16 protein-coding genes and 1 riboswitch are annotated in these 19501 nt (G+C 36.3%); of the genes, 1 reads left to right on the plus strand and 15 read right to left on the minus strand.

Going from position 1 to position 19501, the window contains the following annotated elements; translation table 11 throughout:
• Positions 1-179 precede the first annotated feature (179 nt).
• From metF to ACODST_RS00675, 11 genes are all read right to left on the minus strand, one after another.
• Positions 180-1136 (minus strand): methylenetetrahydrofolate reductase [NAD(P)H], encoded by a 957-nt coding sequence (metF, locus tag ACODST_RS00625; protein WP_488930182.1) that lies wholly within the window; start codon positions 1134-1136, stop codon positions 180-182.
• Positions 1137-1226: 90 nt separating this feature from the next.
• Positions 1227-3902: a methionine synthase gene (gene metH / locus ACODST_RS00630; protein ID WP_488930183.1), complete on the minus strand. Its 2676-nt coding sequence runs from the start codon at positions 3900-3902 to the stop codon at positions 1227-1229.
• Between the two features lie 681 nt (positions 3903-4583).
• A complete protein-coding gene (locus ACODST_RS00635; protein WP_488930184.1) occupies positions 4584-5588 on the minus strand; it encodes a homocysteine S-methyltransferase family protein in 1005 nt (334 codons plus the stop codon).
• A 328-nt stretch (positions 5589-5916) separates the two neighbouring features.
• Positions 5917-6034, minus strand: a riboswitch (SAM riboswitch).
• A 311-nt stretch (positions 6035-6345) separates the two neighbouring features.
• Complete coding sequence (locus tag ACODST_RS00640; protein ID WP_177211081.1) at positions 6346-7398, minus strand: NAD(P)/FAD-dependent oxidoreductase; 1053 nt, start codon at positions 7396-7398, stop codon at positions 6346-6348.
• Positions 7399-7572: 174 nt separating this feature from the next.
• A complete protein-coding gene (locus ACODST_RS00645) occupies positions 7573-8157 on the minus strand; it encodes a precorrin-2 dehydrogenase/sirohydrochlorin ferrochelatase family protein (protein WP_488930185.1) in 585 nt (194 codons plus the stop codon).
• 101 nt (positions 8158-8258) lie between these two features.
• A complete protein-coding gene (cobA, locus tag ACODST_RS00650) occupies positions 8259-9032 on the minus strand; it encodes a uroporphyrinogen-III C-methyltransferase (protein WP_488930186.1) in 774 nt (257 codons plus the stop codon).
• The gene (locus ACODST_RS00655) at positions 9025-11115 is read right to left on the minus strand and encodes a HEPN domain-containing protein (protein WP_488930187.1); all 2091 of its coding nucleotides are present in this window, start codon (positions 11113-11115) and stop codon (positions 9025-9027) included. Before ACODST_RS00655 ends, cobA begins: the two co-directional genes overlap by 8 nt.
• 77 nt (positions 11116-11192) lie before the next feature.
• Positions 11193-12437, minus strand: a complete 1245-nt coding sequence (locus ACODST_RS00660; RefSeq protein WP_488930188.1) for a sulfate adenylyltransferase subunit 1 — start codon at positions 12435-12437, stop codon at positions 11193-11195.
• Positions 12438-12551: 114 nt separating this feature from the next.
• Positions 12552-13451: a sulfate adenylyltransferase subunit CysD gene (gene cysD / locus ACODST_RS00665; protein WP_008466601.1), complete on the minus strand. Its 900-nt coding sequence runs from the start codon at positions 13449-13451 to the stop codon at positions 12552-12554.
• 116 nt (positions 13452-13567) lie between these two features.
• A complete protein-coding gene (locus ACODST_RS00670; protein ID WP_488930189.1) occupies positions 13568-14278 on the minus strand; it encodes a phosphoadenylyl-sulfate reductase in 711 nt (236 codons plus the stop codon).
• Between the two features lie 26 nt (positions 14279-14304).
• Positions 14305-15192 (minus strand): sulfite exporter TauE/SafE family protein, encoded by an 888-nt coding sequence (locus ACODST_RS00675; RefSeq protein ID WP_488930190.1) that lies wholly within the window; start codon positions 15190-15192, stop codon positions 14305-14307.
• Positions 15193-15505: 313 nt separating this feature from the next.
• Between ACODST_RS00675 and ACODST_RS00680 the strand changes: the two genes are divergently transcribed.
• Positions 15506-16288, plus strand: coding sequence for a sulfite exporter TauE/SafE family protein (locus ACODST_RS00680; protein WP_488930191.1), 783 nt, complete (start codon positions 15506-15508; stop codon positions 16286-16288).
• Between the two features lie 75 nt (positions 16289-16363).
• On the opposite strand, the gene ACODST_RS00685 is transcribed toward ACODST_RS00680, so the two are convergent.
• The 4 genes from ACODST_RS00685 to ACODST_RS00700 form a co-directional block, all read right to left on the minus strand.
• Entirely contained in the window at positions 16364-16774 is a 411-nt protein-coding gene (locus tag ACODST_RS00685; protein WP_115888189.1) for an RrF2 family transcriptional regulator, read from the minus strand.
• A 132-nt stretch (positions 16775-16906) separates the two neighbouring features.
• A complete protein-coding gene (locus ACODST_RS00690; RefSeq protein ID WP_488930192.1) occupies positions 16907-17407 on the minus strand; it encodes an RDD family protein in 501 nt (166 codons plus the stop codon).
• A gap of 182 nt (positions 17408-17589) precedes the next feature.
• Entirely contained in the window at positions 17590-18762 is a 1173-nt protein-coding gene (locus ACODST_RS00695; RefSeq protein WP_488930193.1) for a trans-sulfuration enzyme family protein, read from the minus strand.
• A gap of 121 nt (positions 18763-18883) precedes the next feature.
• On the minus strand, positions 18884-19309 hold the full coding sequence (locus tag ACODST_RS00700; RefSeq protein WP_091493828.1) for an OsmC family protein: 426 nt from the start codon (positions 19307-19309) through the stop codon (positions 18884-18886).
• Positions 19310-19501: the final 192 nt, after the last annotated feature.

Consider the following 19501-nt stretch of genomic DNA (forward strand, 5'->3'; position numbering starts at 1 on the left):
AATTAAATTCCAATTAAAAAATTCCAAATTCCAAACATCATCTTCCACATTCTTGTCATTTCGACGAAGGAGAAATCTTCGCGAGAAACTCTACAAAGATTAGACTCCCGTTACGGAGCTACTTGCGAAGATTTCTCCTTCGTCGAAATGACAAACCGTATGTTATATCAGTCAGAAGACTAAAAAACCTGACTAGCAATCTGACGAATATTCTCAGATTTACCCATTGAATAATAGTGTAAAAACGGAACTCCAGCGGCTTTTAATTCTAATGACTGCTGAACTGCCCATTCGATTCCGACTTGTTTGATTTCAGCGTTGTTTTTGCATTTATCTACAGCATCGATTAAATCTTCTGGTAAATCAATTCTGAAAATTTGTGGCAAAACTTGTAAATGTCTTTGAACAGCGATTGGCTTAATTCCAGGAATAATCGGAATTGTAATCCCCATTTCTCTTGCTTTTTCTACGAAAGCAAAATATTTTGAATTGTCAAAAAACATTTGAGTAACTACGTAATCAGCTCCTGCGTCTACCTTTTCTTTTAATCTTTTTAAATCTGATTGTAAAGAAGGTGATTCTAAGTGTTTTTCCGGATAACCCGCAACTCCAATACAGAAATCTGCTTTGTTATCGGTATCGATTACTTCGTGAAGGTATTGCCCGCAGTTTAAATCTTTAATTTGTTTTACCAAATCAACTGCGTAATGATTTCCTCCTGCTTTTGGCACAAAGGATTGCTCGTCTTTCATAGCATCACCTCGAAGCGCCATTACGTTGTTAATTCCTAAATAATGACAGTCAACCAGCATGTATTCGGTTTCTTCTTTGGTAAAACCGCCGCAAAGCAAGTGCGGCACCGTATCTACATTATATTTATGTTTTATAGAAGCGCAAATTCCGAGCGTTCCCGGACGCATACGAGTCAGTTTTTTGTCTAAAAGTCCGTTGCCTTTATCAATGTAAATATACTCCTCACGAGAAGTCGTTACATCAATAAACGGCGGATTAAACTCCATTAACGGATCAATATTATCGTATAATTCCTGAATACTTTTCCCCTTTTGAGGCGGAATAATTTCAAATGAGAATAATGTTTTTCCTTTGGCGTTTTCTATATGTTCTGTTACTTTCATTATTTATTTTTTGTTTCAAGTTTCAGGTTTCAGGTTTCAAGCTGCCGTAGAGAACTTGAAACCTGAAACCTGAAACCAAAATAACTTTTATTAATCTGCTATATTAGGGTTTAACCATTTCATTGCGTAATCAAGTGGTACATTTCGGCGTTTGGCGTAATCTGTTACCTGATCTTCTTTTATTTTTCCGAGTCCGAAATAGCGGCTTTTTGGATTTCCAAAATAATATCCTGAAACCGATGAAGCTGGCCACATCGCCATGCTTTCTGTCAGCTTTACTCCTATTTGTTTTTCAACATCTAAAAGCTTCCAGATTGTAGGTTTTTCCAAGTGATCTGGACAAGCCGGATAACCCGGAGCTGGACGAATTCCTTTATAATTTTCTTTAATCAATTCTTCGTTGGTTAAAGATTCTTCGCTGTCATAACCCCAGAAATCTTTACGCACTCGCTCGTGAAGATATTCGGCGAAAGCCTCAGCAAAACGATCCGCAAGGGCTTTAACCATAATCGAATTATAATCATCTAGATTCTTTTCGTATTCTGCAGCCCATTCGTCAACACCAAAACCAGTTGTTACGCAGAAAGCTCCCATATAATCGGTTACACCGTTATCTTTTGGCAAAATAAAATCAGCCAAAGCGATGTTTGGAGCGCCTTTTGTTTTTTGAGATTGTTGACGAAGCGTTAAGAATTTCTCTAATACTTTTCCATTTTCATCACGCAATTCGATATCGTCATCATTCACCTGATTTGCAGGGAAAATTCCGTAAATACCTTTTGCTTTTAGTTTTTTCTCTGCTAAAATTACTTTCAGCATTGCCTGAGCATCATTAAAAACAGAAGTCGCTTCTTTACCTACAACCTCATCCGTTAAAATTGCCGGATATTTTCCGTACAATTCCCAAGTCTGGAAAAATGGTGTCCAGTCGATATACGGAACTAAAACGTCCAATTCTACTTCGATGGTTTGTGCGCCGATTACTTTTGGTTTAACTGGAGTATATTCGCTCCAATCCAATGGTAATTTGTTTTTACGCGCGTCTTCAATCGTCAAGAAGTTTTTATCTCTCGAACGATTTAAGAAGGTTTCTCTAAACGAATCGTATTCTGCACGAATATCGGCAGCATATATTTTTCTATTATGATCCAACAGATTTCCAGCAACGGTAACGGCTCTCGAAGCATCGTTTACGTGAATTACGGTTTCTCTGTACTGAGGCGCAATTTTCACGGCTGTATGTGCACGTGAAGTTGTTGCTCCACCAATCATAATTGGAATTTTAATATCTTGTTTGTCTAATTCTTTGGCCAGATACACCATTTCGTCAAGCGAAGGCGTAATCAGTCCGCTTAAGCCGATGATGTCAACTTCATGTTCAATCGCCGCTGCAATAATTTTCTCAGGAGCAACCATTACACCAAGATCTACAATCTCGTAATTGTTACAAGCCAAAACTACCGAAACGATGTTTTTACCAATATCGTGAACGTCACCTTTTACAGTTGCCATCAGGATTTTTCCGTTTCCTTGTTTGTCTCCGGCTTGTTTGCTGGCTTCAATAAAAGGCAATAAATAAGCCACGGCTTTTTTCATTACACGAGCCGATTTTACTACCTGAGGCAAGAACATTTTTCCGCTTCCGAACAAATCTCCAACCACATTCATTCCCGCCATTAAGTTGATTTCGATAACTTCGATTGGTTTTGTTGCTGCCAAACGCGCTTCTTCAACATCATCTTCAATAAAAGTATCAACACCTTTTACCAACGAATGCGTAATACGCTCCTGAACAGTTCCTAAACGCCATTCCTGAACAGCTTTTTCGTCGCTTTTTGCTTCGCCTTTTATGCTTTCGGCAAAATCCAAAAGTCTTTCGGTTGCATCATCACGTCTATCTAAAATTACGTCTTCAACGTATTCTAATAAGTCTTTCGGAATATCATCGTAAATCGTCAACATTTCTGGGTTTACGATTCCCATTGTCATTCCTTCTTTAATTGCGTGATATAAAAACACAGAGTGCATCGCTTCACGAACGGTATCATTTCCTCTAAAAGAGAACGAAACGTTACTTACACCACCGCTTATATGTGCATGTGGCAAATTTTCACGAACCCATTTTGTTCCTCTAAAGAAATCCAATGCGTTCAATCTATGCTCTTCCATTCCCGTTGCAACTGGGAAAATATTTAAATCGAAAATGATATCCTGCGGAGGAAACCCAACTTTGTTCACCAAAATATCATACGAACGCGCACAAATTTCCACTCTACGATCGTAATTATCAGCCTGACCTACTTCGTCGAAAGCCATTACAATCGCCGCCGCGCCGTAACGTTTGATTAATTTAGCATGGTGAATAAAGGCTTCTTCTCCTTCTTTTAACGAAATCGAGTTTACAACGCTTTTTCCTTGTACTACTTTTAGACCCGCTTCAATGATTTCCCATTTCGAACTGTCGATCATAATCGGCACTCTCGAAATGTCTGGTTCTGCGGCAATTAAATTCAAAAATTTAGTCATTGCCGTAACACCGTCAAGCATTCCTTCATCCATATTAATATCGATGATCTGTGCTCCTCCTTCTACCTGTTGTCTTGCAATATCAAGTGCCTCGTCATATTTCTCTTCCTTGATTAGTCTCAAGAATTTTCTTGAACCTGTTACGTTTGTACGCTCTCCAACATTTACGAAAACACTTTCCGGCGTAATAATCAACGGTTCTAATCCTGATAATACAAGGTCTCTTCTTTTTTCTGCCATTTTTTTTAAAGTTACTGAGATCCTAAGATGCTTAGATTCTGAGTTTTTTTATTCTTATTTCTATCCTGCAAGGTTTTTACAACCTTGTAGGTATTTATGATTTCAATTTTAATTTGGGCGTGTTTCGCCGCGGCGAACCGGGCTATCCGTTACAAGTCCTCGTCTCGTCAAAAGACGAGACTGCGGGCTTTTCACTTCTATCCCTCACGCAGACTCGGTTCCAAAACAACATTTTTATTATTAATGATTTCAATTATCATTTCGAAATCAATTTTTTCGTTGCTACCAATATATTGTTCCTACGGAACACTATTCTCTGCAAAACATTCTAGTTTGTCAATTTACTTTAATCCATAAAAACATGTTTCTCGAATCCTCCATAAAACACCTTCTCTATCCATGTCTTAAATTCTAAATTTGTCGTAATAGGGTAAATTTTGCCATTACTTTCTATGTTGAATTTTTCGTTATTGTCAATCTTCCTTTTAATACTTTTTAATTCGGACACACAAAATAAATATGGACTCACTGTATCATACCAGTGTGAATTTAAAAAAGCTTTAAAAACTTCTCCGTTTTCTGAATAAACAATATGTTCTACAGCCACTTTTGAAATTGCTAATCTTTAAACATCTGTATCTATTTAAATCTACAAGGTTTTAAAAACCTTGCAGGAAACATTTATGCAAATACCGGCGCCACTCTCGGTTTATAATCCTTCGCAACCTCAGCCATTAATCGAATATGATCTGGAGTTGTTCCGCAACAACCACCGATGATATTGATTAAATTATCTTCTAAATATTCTTTAATGAATGCTTGTGTCTGCTCTGGTGTTTCATCATATTGTCCGAAAGCGTTTGGCAATCCTGCGTTTGGATGCGCCGAAACATTGAAGCTTGTGTTATGTGCTAATGTTTTTAAATATGGTTTTAGCAAATCGGCTCCAAGGGCACAATTGAATCCTACGCTTAACAAAGGAATATGTGAAACTGAAATCAAGAAAGCTTCAACTGTCTGCCCAGAAAGTGTTCTTCCTGAAGCATCTGTAATCGTTCCTGAAACCATGATTGGAATATCCAGATTACGCTCTTCTTTTACTTCTTCAATTGCAAAAAGCGCTGCTTTTGCATTTAAGGTATCGAAAATCGTTTCTACCAAAAGTAAATCACAACCTCCATCCATTAACGCTTCTACTTGTTCTTTGTACGCAATTCTTAAATCGTCGAACGTTACAGCTCTGTAACCCGGATCGTTTACGTCTGGCGACATACTTGCTGTACGGTTTGTTGGTCCGATTGAACCGGCAACAAAACGTGGTTTTTCGGGATTTTTTGCGGTAAACTCATCAGCAACCTCGCGTGCAAGTTTTGCCGATTCGTAGTTTAACTCGTAAACCAAATCTTCCATGTGATAATCGGCCATACCGATTGTCGTTCCGGAGAAAGTGTTGGTTTCTACGATGTCAGCGCCTGCCTCAAAATAAGCGGCATGTACATCGCGGATGGCGCCGGGTTGTGTTAGGGATAGTAAATCGTTGTTTCCTTTTAACGGATGCGGGAAATCTTTGAAACGCTCTCCTCTGAAATCTTCTTCTGAGAAATTATAGCGTTGCAACATTGTTCCCATTGCGCCGTCAAGGATTAGGATATTTTTTTTTATTGCTTCTTTTATCGTAATTGCCATGTTGTTTTGCCACTAAGACGCTAAGGCGCCAAGTTTTTTTATTTTTAATTTTTAAGGCTCTATTTAAACCTAACAGTCCCGAAACCTCTGGATTGAAAACCTGTCGGATTTAGCCTTCTATATTTTTTCACTTTGATTCCAAAAACTCACTATTGCTGGCTCATTAGCCCCGATTGAGCCGGCATCCTCGCAATGAAATGGAGAGATATAGGCGAAAGCGGGAACTATTGACTGCAAAAATGCGCCAATGATTCGCTCCTTACTGAATTGCTTCGGTAAATATTGTATGTTGTCTGGAAAAGTTTTGAGAAATACTTGTAATGTATTTGTGTTATCTATCTTGAATACTGGAAAATGTCGTATAAAAGTAGAATTTAGCACCTTCTTTATGGTAAAGGGTTGCTAAGGTTTCATCGGGTCTATCCCTCCGCCTTTCGTGATAACGAACAATAATTTTAAGAACAGTGCAAAGGTATGAAATAGGGTTTCGATTTGCAAATGTTTTTTCTTCAAGCTTCTAAGGTTCTAAGTTGCTAAGATTCTAAGTTTTAAAATTGGCTCCTTTTTTCGAACATAGCCCGTGGTTTTAACCACGGGGAACGTATTGTGATTATGCGTTACGTCTATTCGTTGTGTTCCAGTGGTTGAAACCACTGGCTATGTTTTATATACTTTGCTAAAAAATAAAGCCCAAACTAAAAGTTTGAGCTTTCTATATAAAAATCTTAGTATCTTAGAAACTTAGAATCTCAGCAACTTAAACAATCGCCTTCACAACCGCTTTTGGTGCTTCTTTACGAGTTCCGTCGAAACCGTCTACTCCAGATACTGTTGTATATTTCAATACATATTTTTTACCTGGGTTGATGATTGAATAAGCAGCCTGACACATTAAAGTTGCTTCGTGGAATCCGCAAAGGATTAACTTTAATTTTCCTGGGTATGTGTTTACGTCTCCAATGGCGAAGATTCCCGGAATGTTAGTTTGGTAATCTAATGCATTGTTTACTTTAATAGCATTTTTCTCGATTTCTAATCCCCAGTCGCCAATTGGGCCTAATTTTGGTGTTAATCCGAAAAGCGGGATGAAATAGTCGCAATCGATTTTACGGTGTGCTCCGTTTTCTTCGATGTCTAATGACTCTACGTGCTCTGCTCCGTTGATTCCAATAACCTCAGCTGGCGTGATCAATTTGATTTTCCCTGCTGATTTTAATTCCTGTACTTTTTCTACTGAATCAAGAGCTCCTCTGAATTCGTTTCTTCTGTGAATTAAAGTTACTTCTGAAGCTACGTTTGCTAAGAAAATCGACCAGTCTAATGCTGAATCTCCTCCTCCTGCAATTACAACTCTTTTGTCTCTGAATTTCTCAGGATTTTTGATGAAGTATTTTACTCCTTTATCTTCATAAAACTCGATATCTTCGATAAGTGGTTTACGAGGCTCGAAACTTCCTAAACCTCCAGCGATTGCGATAACTGGCGCGTGGAATTTAGTTCCTTTGTTTGATGTTACAATGAATGTTCCGTCTTCTTGCTTTTCAACTGTTTCAGCACGTTCTCCTAAAGTAAATCCTGGCTCAAATTGTTTGATTTGCTCCATTAATCCGTCAACTAAGTCTCCGGCTAATACTTCTGGGAATCCAGGAATATCATAGATTGGTTTTTTTGGATATAACTCTGATAGTTGTCCTCCTGGTTGTGGAAGCGCATCTAAAATGTGGCATTTTAATTTTAACAATCCTGCCTCGAATACGGCAAATAAACCTGTTGGGCCTGCTCCAATTATAAGTATATCTGTTTTAATCATTATGTTGTTGTTTATAATCATTCTTAATAACGCAAAGAAACGAATAAATCCTTGTACTTTCAATGATTTTTATCATTAATTTCTTTCCGAAACCTTTTTACTCTTTATTTTTTAATCTCATCGTTCATCGGGTTAAAACCCGACGCTACAAAATGAAACGTTCCTTCGGAACTTTTACGATTCTTTATTTTTTAATGACGAGGTAATCTCGTTCATTCTTTTAACCTTTTCTTCAAAATTGCCTTTTAGAGTTTTTCGGTATTCATTCAGATTCTCAACCATTTGATTGATATCTTCGGGAATTACTTCTTCGAAAAACTCTCGAAGCCTTTTGGCTGTTGTTGGCGATTTACCGTTTGTTGAAATGGCAATTTTTACATTTCCTTTTGTTACAATTCCGCCCAGATAATAATCGCATAAATCTGGTGTATCGGCGATATTGCAAATCAGATAACGTTTTCTGGCTAAATCGTAAACCTTTTTATTGACTTTCAAATCGTCTGTACACGCAATTACCATGTGGCGCTTTTTGAGCATTTTCTTTTTAAACTTCGACCTCGTCAATGTTATCGAAGGATGCTTTTCTGCAAGAACTTTTATTTCTAAATGAAATTCTTTTGCCACTACCTCTACATTTGCATTCGGACTTGACTTTAGCAAGAAAGAAAGCTTTTCCAGACCTACATTTCCTCCGCCTACAATCAAGACATTTAAATTGTGAAGCTTTAGAAATATTGGATATAATTCGTTTTGTTCCATTTTAATTTAATTTCATCTAAACAAAATTAGATGATTTTTTGATGCATTTTTGAATTAAATATCCATGCGTTCCCGAGGTTGAAACCTCGGGCTATGTTTTATTATCTTGAAACTTCTTTTGATAGAAATTCTTCATAAAATCCTTTTAGTTTGTTGCTTTCGCGGACAACTTCGCCTAAAACAATAATTGCCGGCGAACCTAATTCTTTTTCTTTTACAATATTTAAAATCGAATCAACCGTTCCAACTCCAACTTTTTCTTCTGCTGTTGTTCCATTTTGAATAATTGCAACGGGCAAATTTCCTTTATCTTCTTTTTGAAACAAATCGATGATTTGAGGCAATTTGTGCATTCCCATTAAAATTACAACTGTTGCAGAAGATTTGGCTGATAAAGCAATATCCGAAGATAATTTTCTGTCAGACGTTGTTCCTGTAATTACCCAAAAGCTTTCTGAAACTCCTCTTTTTGTGATCGAAATTCCCTGACTTGCCGGAACTGCAACTACTGATGAAATTCCCGGAACTACGATTGTTTCTATTCCGAAACTTTCTGCAAAATCAACTTCTTCTCCGCCTCTTCCAAAAATAAAAGGATCTCCGCCTTTTAATCTCACCACGTTTCCGTAGGTCAGTGCATTATCTACAATCAGCTGATTGATTTGATCCTGCGTGTAAGCATGATTTCCGATTCTTTTTCCAACAAAAATTCTAATGGCATTTTTAGGCCCATAATCCAGAATTTCTTCGTTGGCTAAAGCGTCGTACAAAACCACATTTGCTTCAGCCAATGCTTTTACAGCTTTCAGCGTCAGTAAATCGGGATCGCCCGGACCTGCACCGACTAAAGTTATTTTGGGTTTTATATTATGCATTTGCTAATTCCTGTGCTCTAAATGTTTCGATTTTATCAAAGAAAACTACTGCCTGAGCAATGTAATCTTTAGCGAAAGCTTCAGATGGTTCTTTTTGATTGATTTGGTAAACCAAATCTTTAAAAGTTGAATTCAATTCAATTTTACTAGTTTCGATAAAAACAGTGTCAAACAAATCCACGATTCCTGCGTGGTGGTTTGTTTTTTGGTTTTCTGCTAATAACAATGCTTTTGCACCGTTTACAAATCCTGCGTAAGCATGATAAATGGCATCTGACCATTTTTTCTCGTCGAAAGATTCCTGAGCTAGGATTAATTTCTCTTTAGCTTCAAACAACAATGTCGCTACTAAATCAATCACTACTCCAGCACATTCTCCAACTCCAACTGCTTTTACGTAGTTGTCTGCGTTACCCCAATCCACAAAATCCGCTTCTGTTAAATTGGTTACATCTGCGAAAGGTTTTAAGATTTCGTAGAAATATTTCTCTCCTTTTAAGTCGTAATAGTTTAGGAATTTCTCTCCGTTTGCATTTGCATCAAAATCATTTAAGATTGTACGCAATGCATCTGGACCTCTGCGGCTTGGAATTTTAATTACTTTATCAGCAAAACGTCCTGCTCCGTTTCCTAATCTTCCTCCACCCAATAAAACTTGCAAAGCCGGAGCTACTAGTTTTCCTGAGTTGATAGACATTCCCTGAAATCCAATTGCAGACATATTGTGTTGTCCGCAGGCATTCATACAGCCCGAAATCTTAATTTCGATTTCTCGGTTGTTTAAATACTGAGGATATTCTGCCGTTAAAACTCTTTCTAATTCTTCTGCAATACCGGTACTACTTGCAATCCCCAAGTTGCAAGTATCAGTACCCGGACATGCCGTAATATCTCCAACTGAATTATATCCTAATTGAACAAAGTCAAGTTTGGCTAATTCTTGATAAAAGAAAGGAAGATTCTCCTCTTTTATGTGACGTATTACAATATTTTGACGCAATGAAAAACGCAATTCATTTGCTCCGTAATTCTTGATTAAATCGGCTAATAATCTCGCTTTATCAGTATAAAAATCCCCTAATAAAACTTTGATTCCGATAGCATAATAACCGTCTTGTTTCTGTTTGATTACATTCGATTTTCTCCACGCTTCATACGCTTCTGTATCTTCAATTGTAACTTGCGGAACTTCTAATAACGGTTCTGTAATTGGTCCGTCGAAAGCGGTTGTATCTATTTCGTAAGTTTCGAAAGCGATGGCTTTTTTCTCTTTTTCAACCAAATCAAGGAAAACATCTCTTCCCATTTCTTTGATTAAGAATTTCATACGCGCTTTCATTCTTTTGGCACGTTCTCCGTATCTGTCGAAAATACGAATGATTCCTTCTGCTGTTGGAATGATTTCGTTTACGGGAACAAACTCTGAAAGTAATTCAGCATGTGCAGGCTGAGATCCTAAACCTCCACCAAACATGATTTTGAAACCTTTTTGTCCGTCTTTAATTTTCGGAATAAATCCTAAATCATGCAAATAACTCAAAGCCGTATCTTCATCTGAAGATGAGAACGAAATTTTGAATTTACGTCCCATTTCCTGACAGATTGGGTTTCTTAACAAATATTGGAAAAGTCCGTGTGCATAAGGCGAAACATCAAATGGTTCGTTTACGTCAACTCCAGCCAATTCGCTTCCTGTGATATTTCTAACTGTATTTCCACAAGCTTCACGAAGTGTGATATCGTCTTTAGCCAAATCTGCCCAAAGCTCAGGAGTTCTGTCTAAACTTACGTAGTGAATCTGAATATCCTGACGTGTTGTAATGTGCAAACGTCCTGTGGAATATTTGTCTGAAACTTGTGTAATACGCACTAATTGCTCACTGGTTACTTTTCCATAAGGCAATTTGATACGAATCATCTGAACGCCTTCCTGACGCTGACCGTAGATTCCACGCGCTAAACGAAGGCTACGAAAACGCTCATCATCAATTTTTCCTCCGCGGAATAAGTGAATCTTTTTTTCTAATTCGATAATCTCCTTCTGAACTACCGGATTTTCTATTTCTGTTCTAAAACTTTCCATTTCTCTTAGTTTGTAGTTAGTTGTTGATTGTTTATAGTTGGTTGTTGACAGCAGAACTATCAACTAAAAACTACAAACTATCTAATGAAACCTACTCCTGCTGTTGTGTTAGTTGCTGTATCAATTAAGATGAAAGCTCCGTTTGATTTGTTTTCGTTGTATGAATCAAAATATAACGGTTTGCTTAATTTGATTGTTACTTCTCCAATTTCGTTGATGGCTAATTGTGAAGCTTCTGTCGTTCCAGAGTAATCTGTAGCAATTGTATTTTTGATGCTTTCTACTTTTGCTAAAACTCTGTTGGTATTGTGTTGTACCAAATATTTAGTTCCTGCAACCAGTTTTTTACTGTCCATCCAGCAAACTGTGGTTGTGATGTCTTTCTCAATTTTTGGAAGTTCGCTTGATTTTACAATCATATCACCTCTCGTTACATTGATATCATTTTCTAATTCGATTGTGATTGAAGAACCTGCAGTAGCCTCATCAAATGTTTTATCGAAAAAGTGAATTTTAGTAACTGTTGATTCTGTTAAAGAAGGAAGAACCGTTACAGCATCTCCAACTTTAATGGAGTTTCCGTATAATTTTCCTGCGTATCCTCTAAAATCATGGTATTCGTCTGTTTTCGGACGAATAACTGTCTGAACTGGGAAACGTGCTTTTCCTGCTTCGTAAACATCATGAGAATGTAATCCTTCTAAATGTTCTAAAACAGTTTGTCCTTCGTACCAAGGCATATTCTCTGATTTATCAACCACGTTTCCACCGTTGATTGCACTTAACGGAATATAACTTACGTTTTGCTCTTTGAAAGTACTTTTTGCATTTAAAGCCTCAAAATCAGCTTTGATTTTATTGAAAACTTCTTCTGAGTAATCTACTAAGTCCATTTTGTTGATGGCAACGATTACTTCTTTTACTCTCAATAAATTATTGATGAAAAAGTGACGGTAAGTTTGCTCAATTACACCTTTTCTAGCATCAATCAAAATGATAGAAACCTGAGAAGTCGAAGCTCCTGTAACCATGTTTCTAGTATATTCTACGTGACCTGGAGTATCGGCGATAATGTAACTTTTCTTTGCAGTCGAAAAATAGATATGCGCAACGTCAATCGTAATTCCTTGTTCTCTTTCTGCTACCAATCCGTCAGTTGCCAAAGAAAAATCAAGGTAATCGTATCCTTTTTGTTTACTGCTTTTTTCGATTGCTTCTATTTTATCAGTCGTCAATGATTTTGTATCATACAATAATCTCCCGATCAAAGTACTTTTTCCGTCATCTACACTTCCTGCTGTTGCTATTTTTAAAACGTCCATCTTAATATATTGTTTCAGGTTTAAAGTTTCATGTTCTCTCGAAACTTTTAAATCTGTATGTTTTTGTTTTCTTGATTCTAACTTTTAATTTTTAATTCTAGATTTTTAATTGAATTAAAAGTATCCCTGTTGTTTTCTTTTTTCCATCGCCGCTTCAGAACGTTTGTCATCGATTCTGGCTCCTCTTTCAGAAATGGTTGATGACCTGATTTCTCCAACTACTTCTTCGATTGTTGCTGCGTAAGATTCAACAGCTGCGGTACAACTCATATCTCCAACGGTTCTGAAGCGAACAATTCTTTCTTCGATTTGTTCGTCTTCTTCTTGGTACACAAAAGGAGAATGCGACCAGATTAAACCGTCTCTCAAAAAAACTTTTCTTTTATGTGAGAAATAGATTGAAGGAATCTCGATTTTTTCTTTCTCGATATAACTCCAGACATCTAATTCTGTCCAGTTTGAAATTGGGAAAACACGAACGTTTTGTCCATTTTCAATTTTTCCATTTAATATATCAAACAACTCAGGTCTCTGATTTTTTTCGTCCCATTGTCCGAAATCATCACGAACAGAGAAAATACGTTCTTTAGCTCTTGCCTTTTCCTCATCACGACGTGCGCCACCAATACAAGCATCAAACTTAAATTCTTCAATTGCATCTAAAAGTGTTGTTGTCTGCAAGCTGTTTCTACTAGAATATTTTCCAGTTTCTTCCACCACTTTTCCTTCATCAATAGCATCCTGAACATTACGAACGATCAACTCTAAACCTAATTCTTCTACCAATTTATCTCTGAAAGCAATCGTTTCAGGGAAATTGTGTCCCGTATCAACGTGCAAAAGAGGAAACGGAATCTTAGCAGGGAAAAATGCTTTTTGCGCTAAACGCACCAACGTAATAGAATCTTTTCCTCCTGAGAAAAGTAAAACCGGTTTGTCAAACTGTGAAATTACTTCTCTGAAAATGTATATCGCTTCACTCTCTAAAGCGTTTGTTTTTAATACTGAACTCATTGTTTTTTTGTTTGATATTTTGTTTGTGAAAAGTTTTGTTTCAGGTTTAAAGTTTCAAGTTTTTCACCTAATCTAAAATCTCCACTCTTTATTCTATAATCTATATTCTATTCTCTTTACTCTTTTTTCGCACTATGAAGCCCACACTCTTTATGGCTTGACTCCCACCACCATCTTCCTGCTCTGATATCTTCTCCTGGAAAAATTGCTCTCGTACAAGGCGCGCATCCAATACTTACGAAACCTTGTTTGTGCAAAGCATTTTGAGGAACATTGTTTTCAGACAAATACGTTTCAACTTCTTCTAAAGTCCATTTTAGTAACGGATTGAATTTGATGATTTCGAAACCTCCGTCGTATTCAAACAGACTTAAATCTTGTCTGTTTTCTGATTGTTCTGCTCTTAATCCCGTAATCCAGACTGAATTTCCTGCCAAAGCTTTTCGTAACGGAACCACTTTTCGAATAAAACAGCATTCTTTTCTGTTTTCAACTGAATCGTAAAAGCTGTTTGGTCCTTTTTCCTGCAACAGTTTTTCTACTGATGCTGCTTCGGGAAAATAAACCTCGATTGGTCTTTTGTATTTTTTTAATGTTTTATGAAAAACATCATACGTTTCCTGAAATAATCTTCCTGTATCTAAGGTAAAAATGGTAATATCTGTATCACTTTTTGCAATAAAATCGGTAATTACCTGATCTTCCTGCCCGAAAGAAGTCGAAAAAATGACTTTTCCCGGAAATTCTTTTGCTAAAAAAACTAAGGTTTCGTCAAGCGAAAGAGCTGCAGTTTTCTCTAATAATTCTTGTACAATACTCGCACTCATAAATCTCTCCTTTCTAAAATTATCTTTTACAATAATTTAGATAATGTTTTCAAACTCAATACTATAATTAGAATCCCAACGGCAATCATCATTGGTTTTCTTTTAATTCTTGTTACTAAAAATGCCGCAATTGGCGCTGCAATAACTCCTCCGGCAATTAATCCAATAATAACCTGCCAGCCGTGAATTCCTCCAAAAAGCATAAATGTGATACCGCTTGCAAATGAAATTGCAAATTCAGCAGCATTAACAGAACCAATTGTATATTTAGGGTTTCTTCCTCTTCCTAATAATGTTGAAGTTACAATTGGTCCCCAGCCGCCGCCGCCAACTGAATCCATAAAACCTCCAAAAACAGCTAAAACGCCTAATTTTTTAGTTTTCTTTTTTTCAACATTTTTCTTCAACGCTTTTTTGATAATAATCGAAGCCAAAACAATCATGTAAACCGCAATAAAAGGCTTGATAACATCACCGTCAATTACATCAGACAATAAATAAGCTCCCGTTATAGAACCCAAAACTCCCGGAATCAATAAATGTTTTACCAGTTTTTTATTGATGTTTCCAAAACGATGATGAGACAATGCCGACGCTCCCGTTGTAAACATTTCTGAAACGTGAACTGCCGTACTGCTCACAACCGGCGGAACTCCATAAGCCAATAAAAATGACGTTGAAGTTGCTCCGTATCCCATTCCTAAAGCACCATCAACCAACTGTGCAAAAACTCCAATGGCAAAAAACACTAAAAATTCCTGATTGAATCCTGCTACAAATCCGTCCCAGGAAAATTCAGCGTGATGATTGTATATCAAAGTGAATAATAAACCTACTAGTAAAACAACAGGAATGCCAATCCAAAGCTTCTCTTTAAAAGAAGCAGTATTATTTATTTTCAGTTCTTTCTCCATGTTAACAAGTTTAAATTTGTCTTGAAAACCCATTACCCTATCGGGTTAGTAGATTACTTTGCAAAAATACTACTTATTTCTAAATTACAAAGCAATATTTTTATTTTTTTAAGCCCTCAATTAACCTTTTATCACATTCTAAAAGAGAGTTTTAAGAATTATACCGTATAATTTCACAAATAATGCACTTTTACAAGATATTTCAACAATTTATACCTCAAAAAAATTTGGTTATTAAATACATTTTTCAATCTCTATAAAATCGATAGGATTATTGTAAAATTGTTGTATTTTAGCCCCCAAACTTTTATTTATGGATTTTCAAATAGGTCTTGTAATTGCAGGATTAGTCGTTGGTTTTATTGTTGGACTGACTGGAGTGGGCGGCGGTTCTTTAATGACTCCCATTTTATTATACTTTAATATTCCGCCAACAACCGCAGTAGGAACCGATTTATTATACGCCGCATTTACCAAAGCAGGAGGTGTATTTGTACACAACAAAAAAGGAAACATCAACTGGAAAATCACTGGCTGGCTGACTCTTGGCAGTGTTCCCGCCGCATTAGTAACTTTATGGATTTTAAACAGCATCAAAACTGACATTGAAACTATAAATAGTGTTATAAAGTACAGTTTAGGATGGGCATTATTATTTACTTCTGTAGCCATTATATTCAAAAATAAAATTTTGAAGTTCTCTCAAAAACACGCAGGAGATAAATTTCACAGTGAAAGCACTACGCAAAATGCACTGACTATCGGAATTGGAATATTACTTGGTGCAACTGTAACCTTAACTTCTATTGGAGCCGGAGCTTTAGGAACTGTCACTTTATTTTTCCTTTATCCATTATTACCAACACCAAGATTAGTCGGAACTGAAATTGCTCATGCTGTTCCTTTGACATTAGTTGCCGGAATTGGGCATGCTTCTATGGGAAATTTAGATATTGGTTTATTGGGGCAATTATTAATGGGATCTCTTCCCGGAATTTACATGGGAAGTATGCTGAGCGGAAAAGTACCGGATCAATTTCTTAGGAATGCGATTGCTGTAATGCTATTTATGGCGGGATATAAATTGATTTTTTAGATCAAAATACTTTTACAACATAAAAGACCATTTCTGTTTATTGAAATGGTCTTTTTTATTTCCAAAAATATAATCTTAAAAAGCAATATCTGCTAAAGAATTACTTTCTAATATTTTAAGTGTATTATCTCTGACTTCGGTCATTAATCGTCGTGCTGCACAAGTAGCTTCATCATCACAATCATCACATTTTTCATAGAAATTATGACTGGCACAGGGAAGTAATGCAATTGGTCCTTCCAGAATACGATAGACTTTTGCCATACTGATGTCTTTTGGATCTTTTATTAAATAATACCCGCCTCCTTTGCCTTTTTTAGCGCCCAGAAAACCTGAATTACGCAGCAGCAATAAGATACTTTCCAGAAACTTTATCGAAATATGTTCGCTTTTCGCAATTTCGGCAATTTGAACAGGTTCGTTATTTTCTCTCCTGGCTAAATATGTAAGGGCTTTAATTCCGTATTTTGTCTTCTTTGAAAGCATTTTTATATTTTAGATAAGACTGCAAATTTTAGATTTTTTCCAAAATAAACACACTCCCTGTTTTTCTGCAACAAAAATAGGCTTTTTAAATGAGAATACTAACAGTTGATTAGTTAAATTCTACTAATCCTATCAAACTATTTCACTATTTCCGATTAAATTGAATTCATAAAACAATTTTACTTCTTTCTCCAAATCCTTTTTATTAACTACATAGGTATCAGAAATAGAGTCATGCCAGCCTCTGCTCCCTAAAAAAGAAAAACCGTCAAAAGGAATTAAGCGGCATAAAGTTCTCTTAAAAATAGTACCAAAAGCAGGTTTTTCACCATTCTCATCCACTACAATAGTTCCGGTTACAAATTTTCCAAATGATCTTCCAAAAAGACCTTCCATAAAGGAATAATAAAAAATAGAAATAACCAAAAAGACCAGCTGCCCTTCTAAATCACTTAAATTTCCCAGCCAGTACAAAAATTCATTCATTCCCAGAAAACTTGCTATGAAAGCAAATATTAATGAAATAACAAAAATAAGAACAAGTATCGCAATAATATCAATAATATAATTTACGAAACGGCTGCCGCCGGAAGCTAATAATTTATCATCAAGAATGTAAGTAGAGTTACTCATGGCTGGTTAGTTTATTAAATTGACTATAATAGGTTTACAAATTAAAAATGAAAAACAAAAATAGACCTTTTACACAAACTACCAACAAAAAAACGACGGTTTTTAACAGTAATTCATTTACAGTTAAAACCGTCGTTCTATAATTTAAAATCTACGACTTAATATCTAAAGTCTAAAATGGTTTATCCAAGCGCCTGCTTCAAATCTGCAATTACATCTTCTACTGTTTCCAAACCAACAGAAACACGAACCAAACCTTGTGTGATTCCCACTGCCAATTGATCTTCTTCAGATAATTTGCTGTGTGTTGTAGAAGCCGGGTGCGTAACAATTGATCTTGTATCGCCAATATTTGCAGAAAGAGAACAAAGTTTTATTGAGTTTAGGAATTTTCTTCCTGCTTCGATACCGCCTTTAATTTCAAAAGCGATAATGTTTCCGCCATGTTTCATTTGCTTTTTGGCAATTTCGTATTGCGGATGCGATTTTAGGAACGGATATTTTACGCTGTTTACATTTGGGTGGCTTTCTAAAAACTCAGCTACTTTTAGCGCATTTTCGCAGTGTCTTTCAACGCGAATTGCCAAAGTCTCTAAACTTTTTGACAAAACCCACGCATTAAATGGCGCTAAAGCAGGTCCCGTATTTCTTGAAAACAAATAAATCTGTCTGATTAAATCGGCATTTCCAACGGTTATTCCTCCTAAAACACGTCCCTGTCCGTCGATTAATTTTGTTGCTGAATGAATTACCAAATGCGCTCCAAATTTAATTGGCTGTTGCAAATATGGCGTTGCAAAACAGTTGTCAATAATTAAAATCAGGTTGTGTTTTTTAGCAATATCACCCAGTAACTGCAAGTCAATTACATCTACTCCCGGATTAGTAGGCGATTCAGCGTATAATATTTTGGTGTTTGGTTTAATGAAACTCTCAATTGTTTCCGGCTTATTAATTTCGAAATACGAAGTTTCGATATTCCATTTCGGAAAATAAGTCATAAACAAGGCGTGAGTAGAACCAAAAACACTGCTTGCAGAAACAATATGATCTCCAGAGTTTAATAATGCCGCGAAAGTAGAATATACTGCTGCCATTCCTGTAGCAAATGCATAACCAGACTCAGCCCCTTCCATTTTACAGATCTTATCTACAAATTCTGTAGTGTTTGGGTTGCTGAAACGGCTGTAAATATTTCTTTCTTTTTCTTCTGTAAAAGAAGCACGCATGTCTTCGGCATCTTCAAATACAAAACTTGACGATAAGTATAAAGGCACCGAATGCTCTAAATATTGTGATCTTTCTAATTGTGTTCTGATGGCTTGTGTTTCAAAACCAAATTCTTCTGTATTCATTGTGTTGTTTTTTGTTTTTTTGTTTGAAGTTTCAGGTTTAATGTTTCAAGTTATTACTAAACTTAAAATTCAAACTGCCTAAAGAAATTTTCTAATTTCCCTAATTGACTAATTATCTAATTTACAAAGCTTCGTTGTTCAAAACAACTTTGTAGCTAATGGTGGCTGTTGGCTCCACTGTTTTAGCAACTGAACAATATTTCTCGAAAGAAAGCTGTGCTGCTTTTTTTGCTTTTTCCGGATTGATTTCTCCTTCTAAATAGAAAACCACATCGATTTCTTTAAAAGGTTTTGCTTCTTCAATCTGAACTCGCGTTCCTTCAACCTCAGCGTTAAAAGAAGTAATTTCCTGACGCTGTTTTTTTAAGATCGAAATCATATCAATAGCACTACATCCTGCAACACCCATTAATACCAATTCCATCGGGCTTGCCCCTAAATCGCTTCCGCCAAATTCGGCTCTGCTGTCAACGTCAACTATGTGGCCGCGTTCATTTTTTACTTTGAAATGAAATGCGTCATTTACTCTGTTTAAAGTTACTTTCATTGTGTTGTTATTTTTTTTGTTTTTTATTCTTCTCAATCTTGTCATTTCGAGGAACGAGAAATCACACTAGAAATTCCATAATGAATTTCGTCAATCTTTGTCGAGCTACTTGCGGAGATTTCTCCTTCGTCGAAATGACAAACTGAATTCAAACTAGATACAAATCTTATAATCTAAACTCTAAAATCTGCA

This window comes from Flavobacterium sp. FG19 (assembly GCF_057809475.1).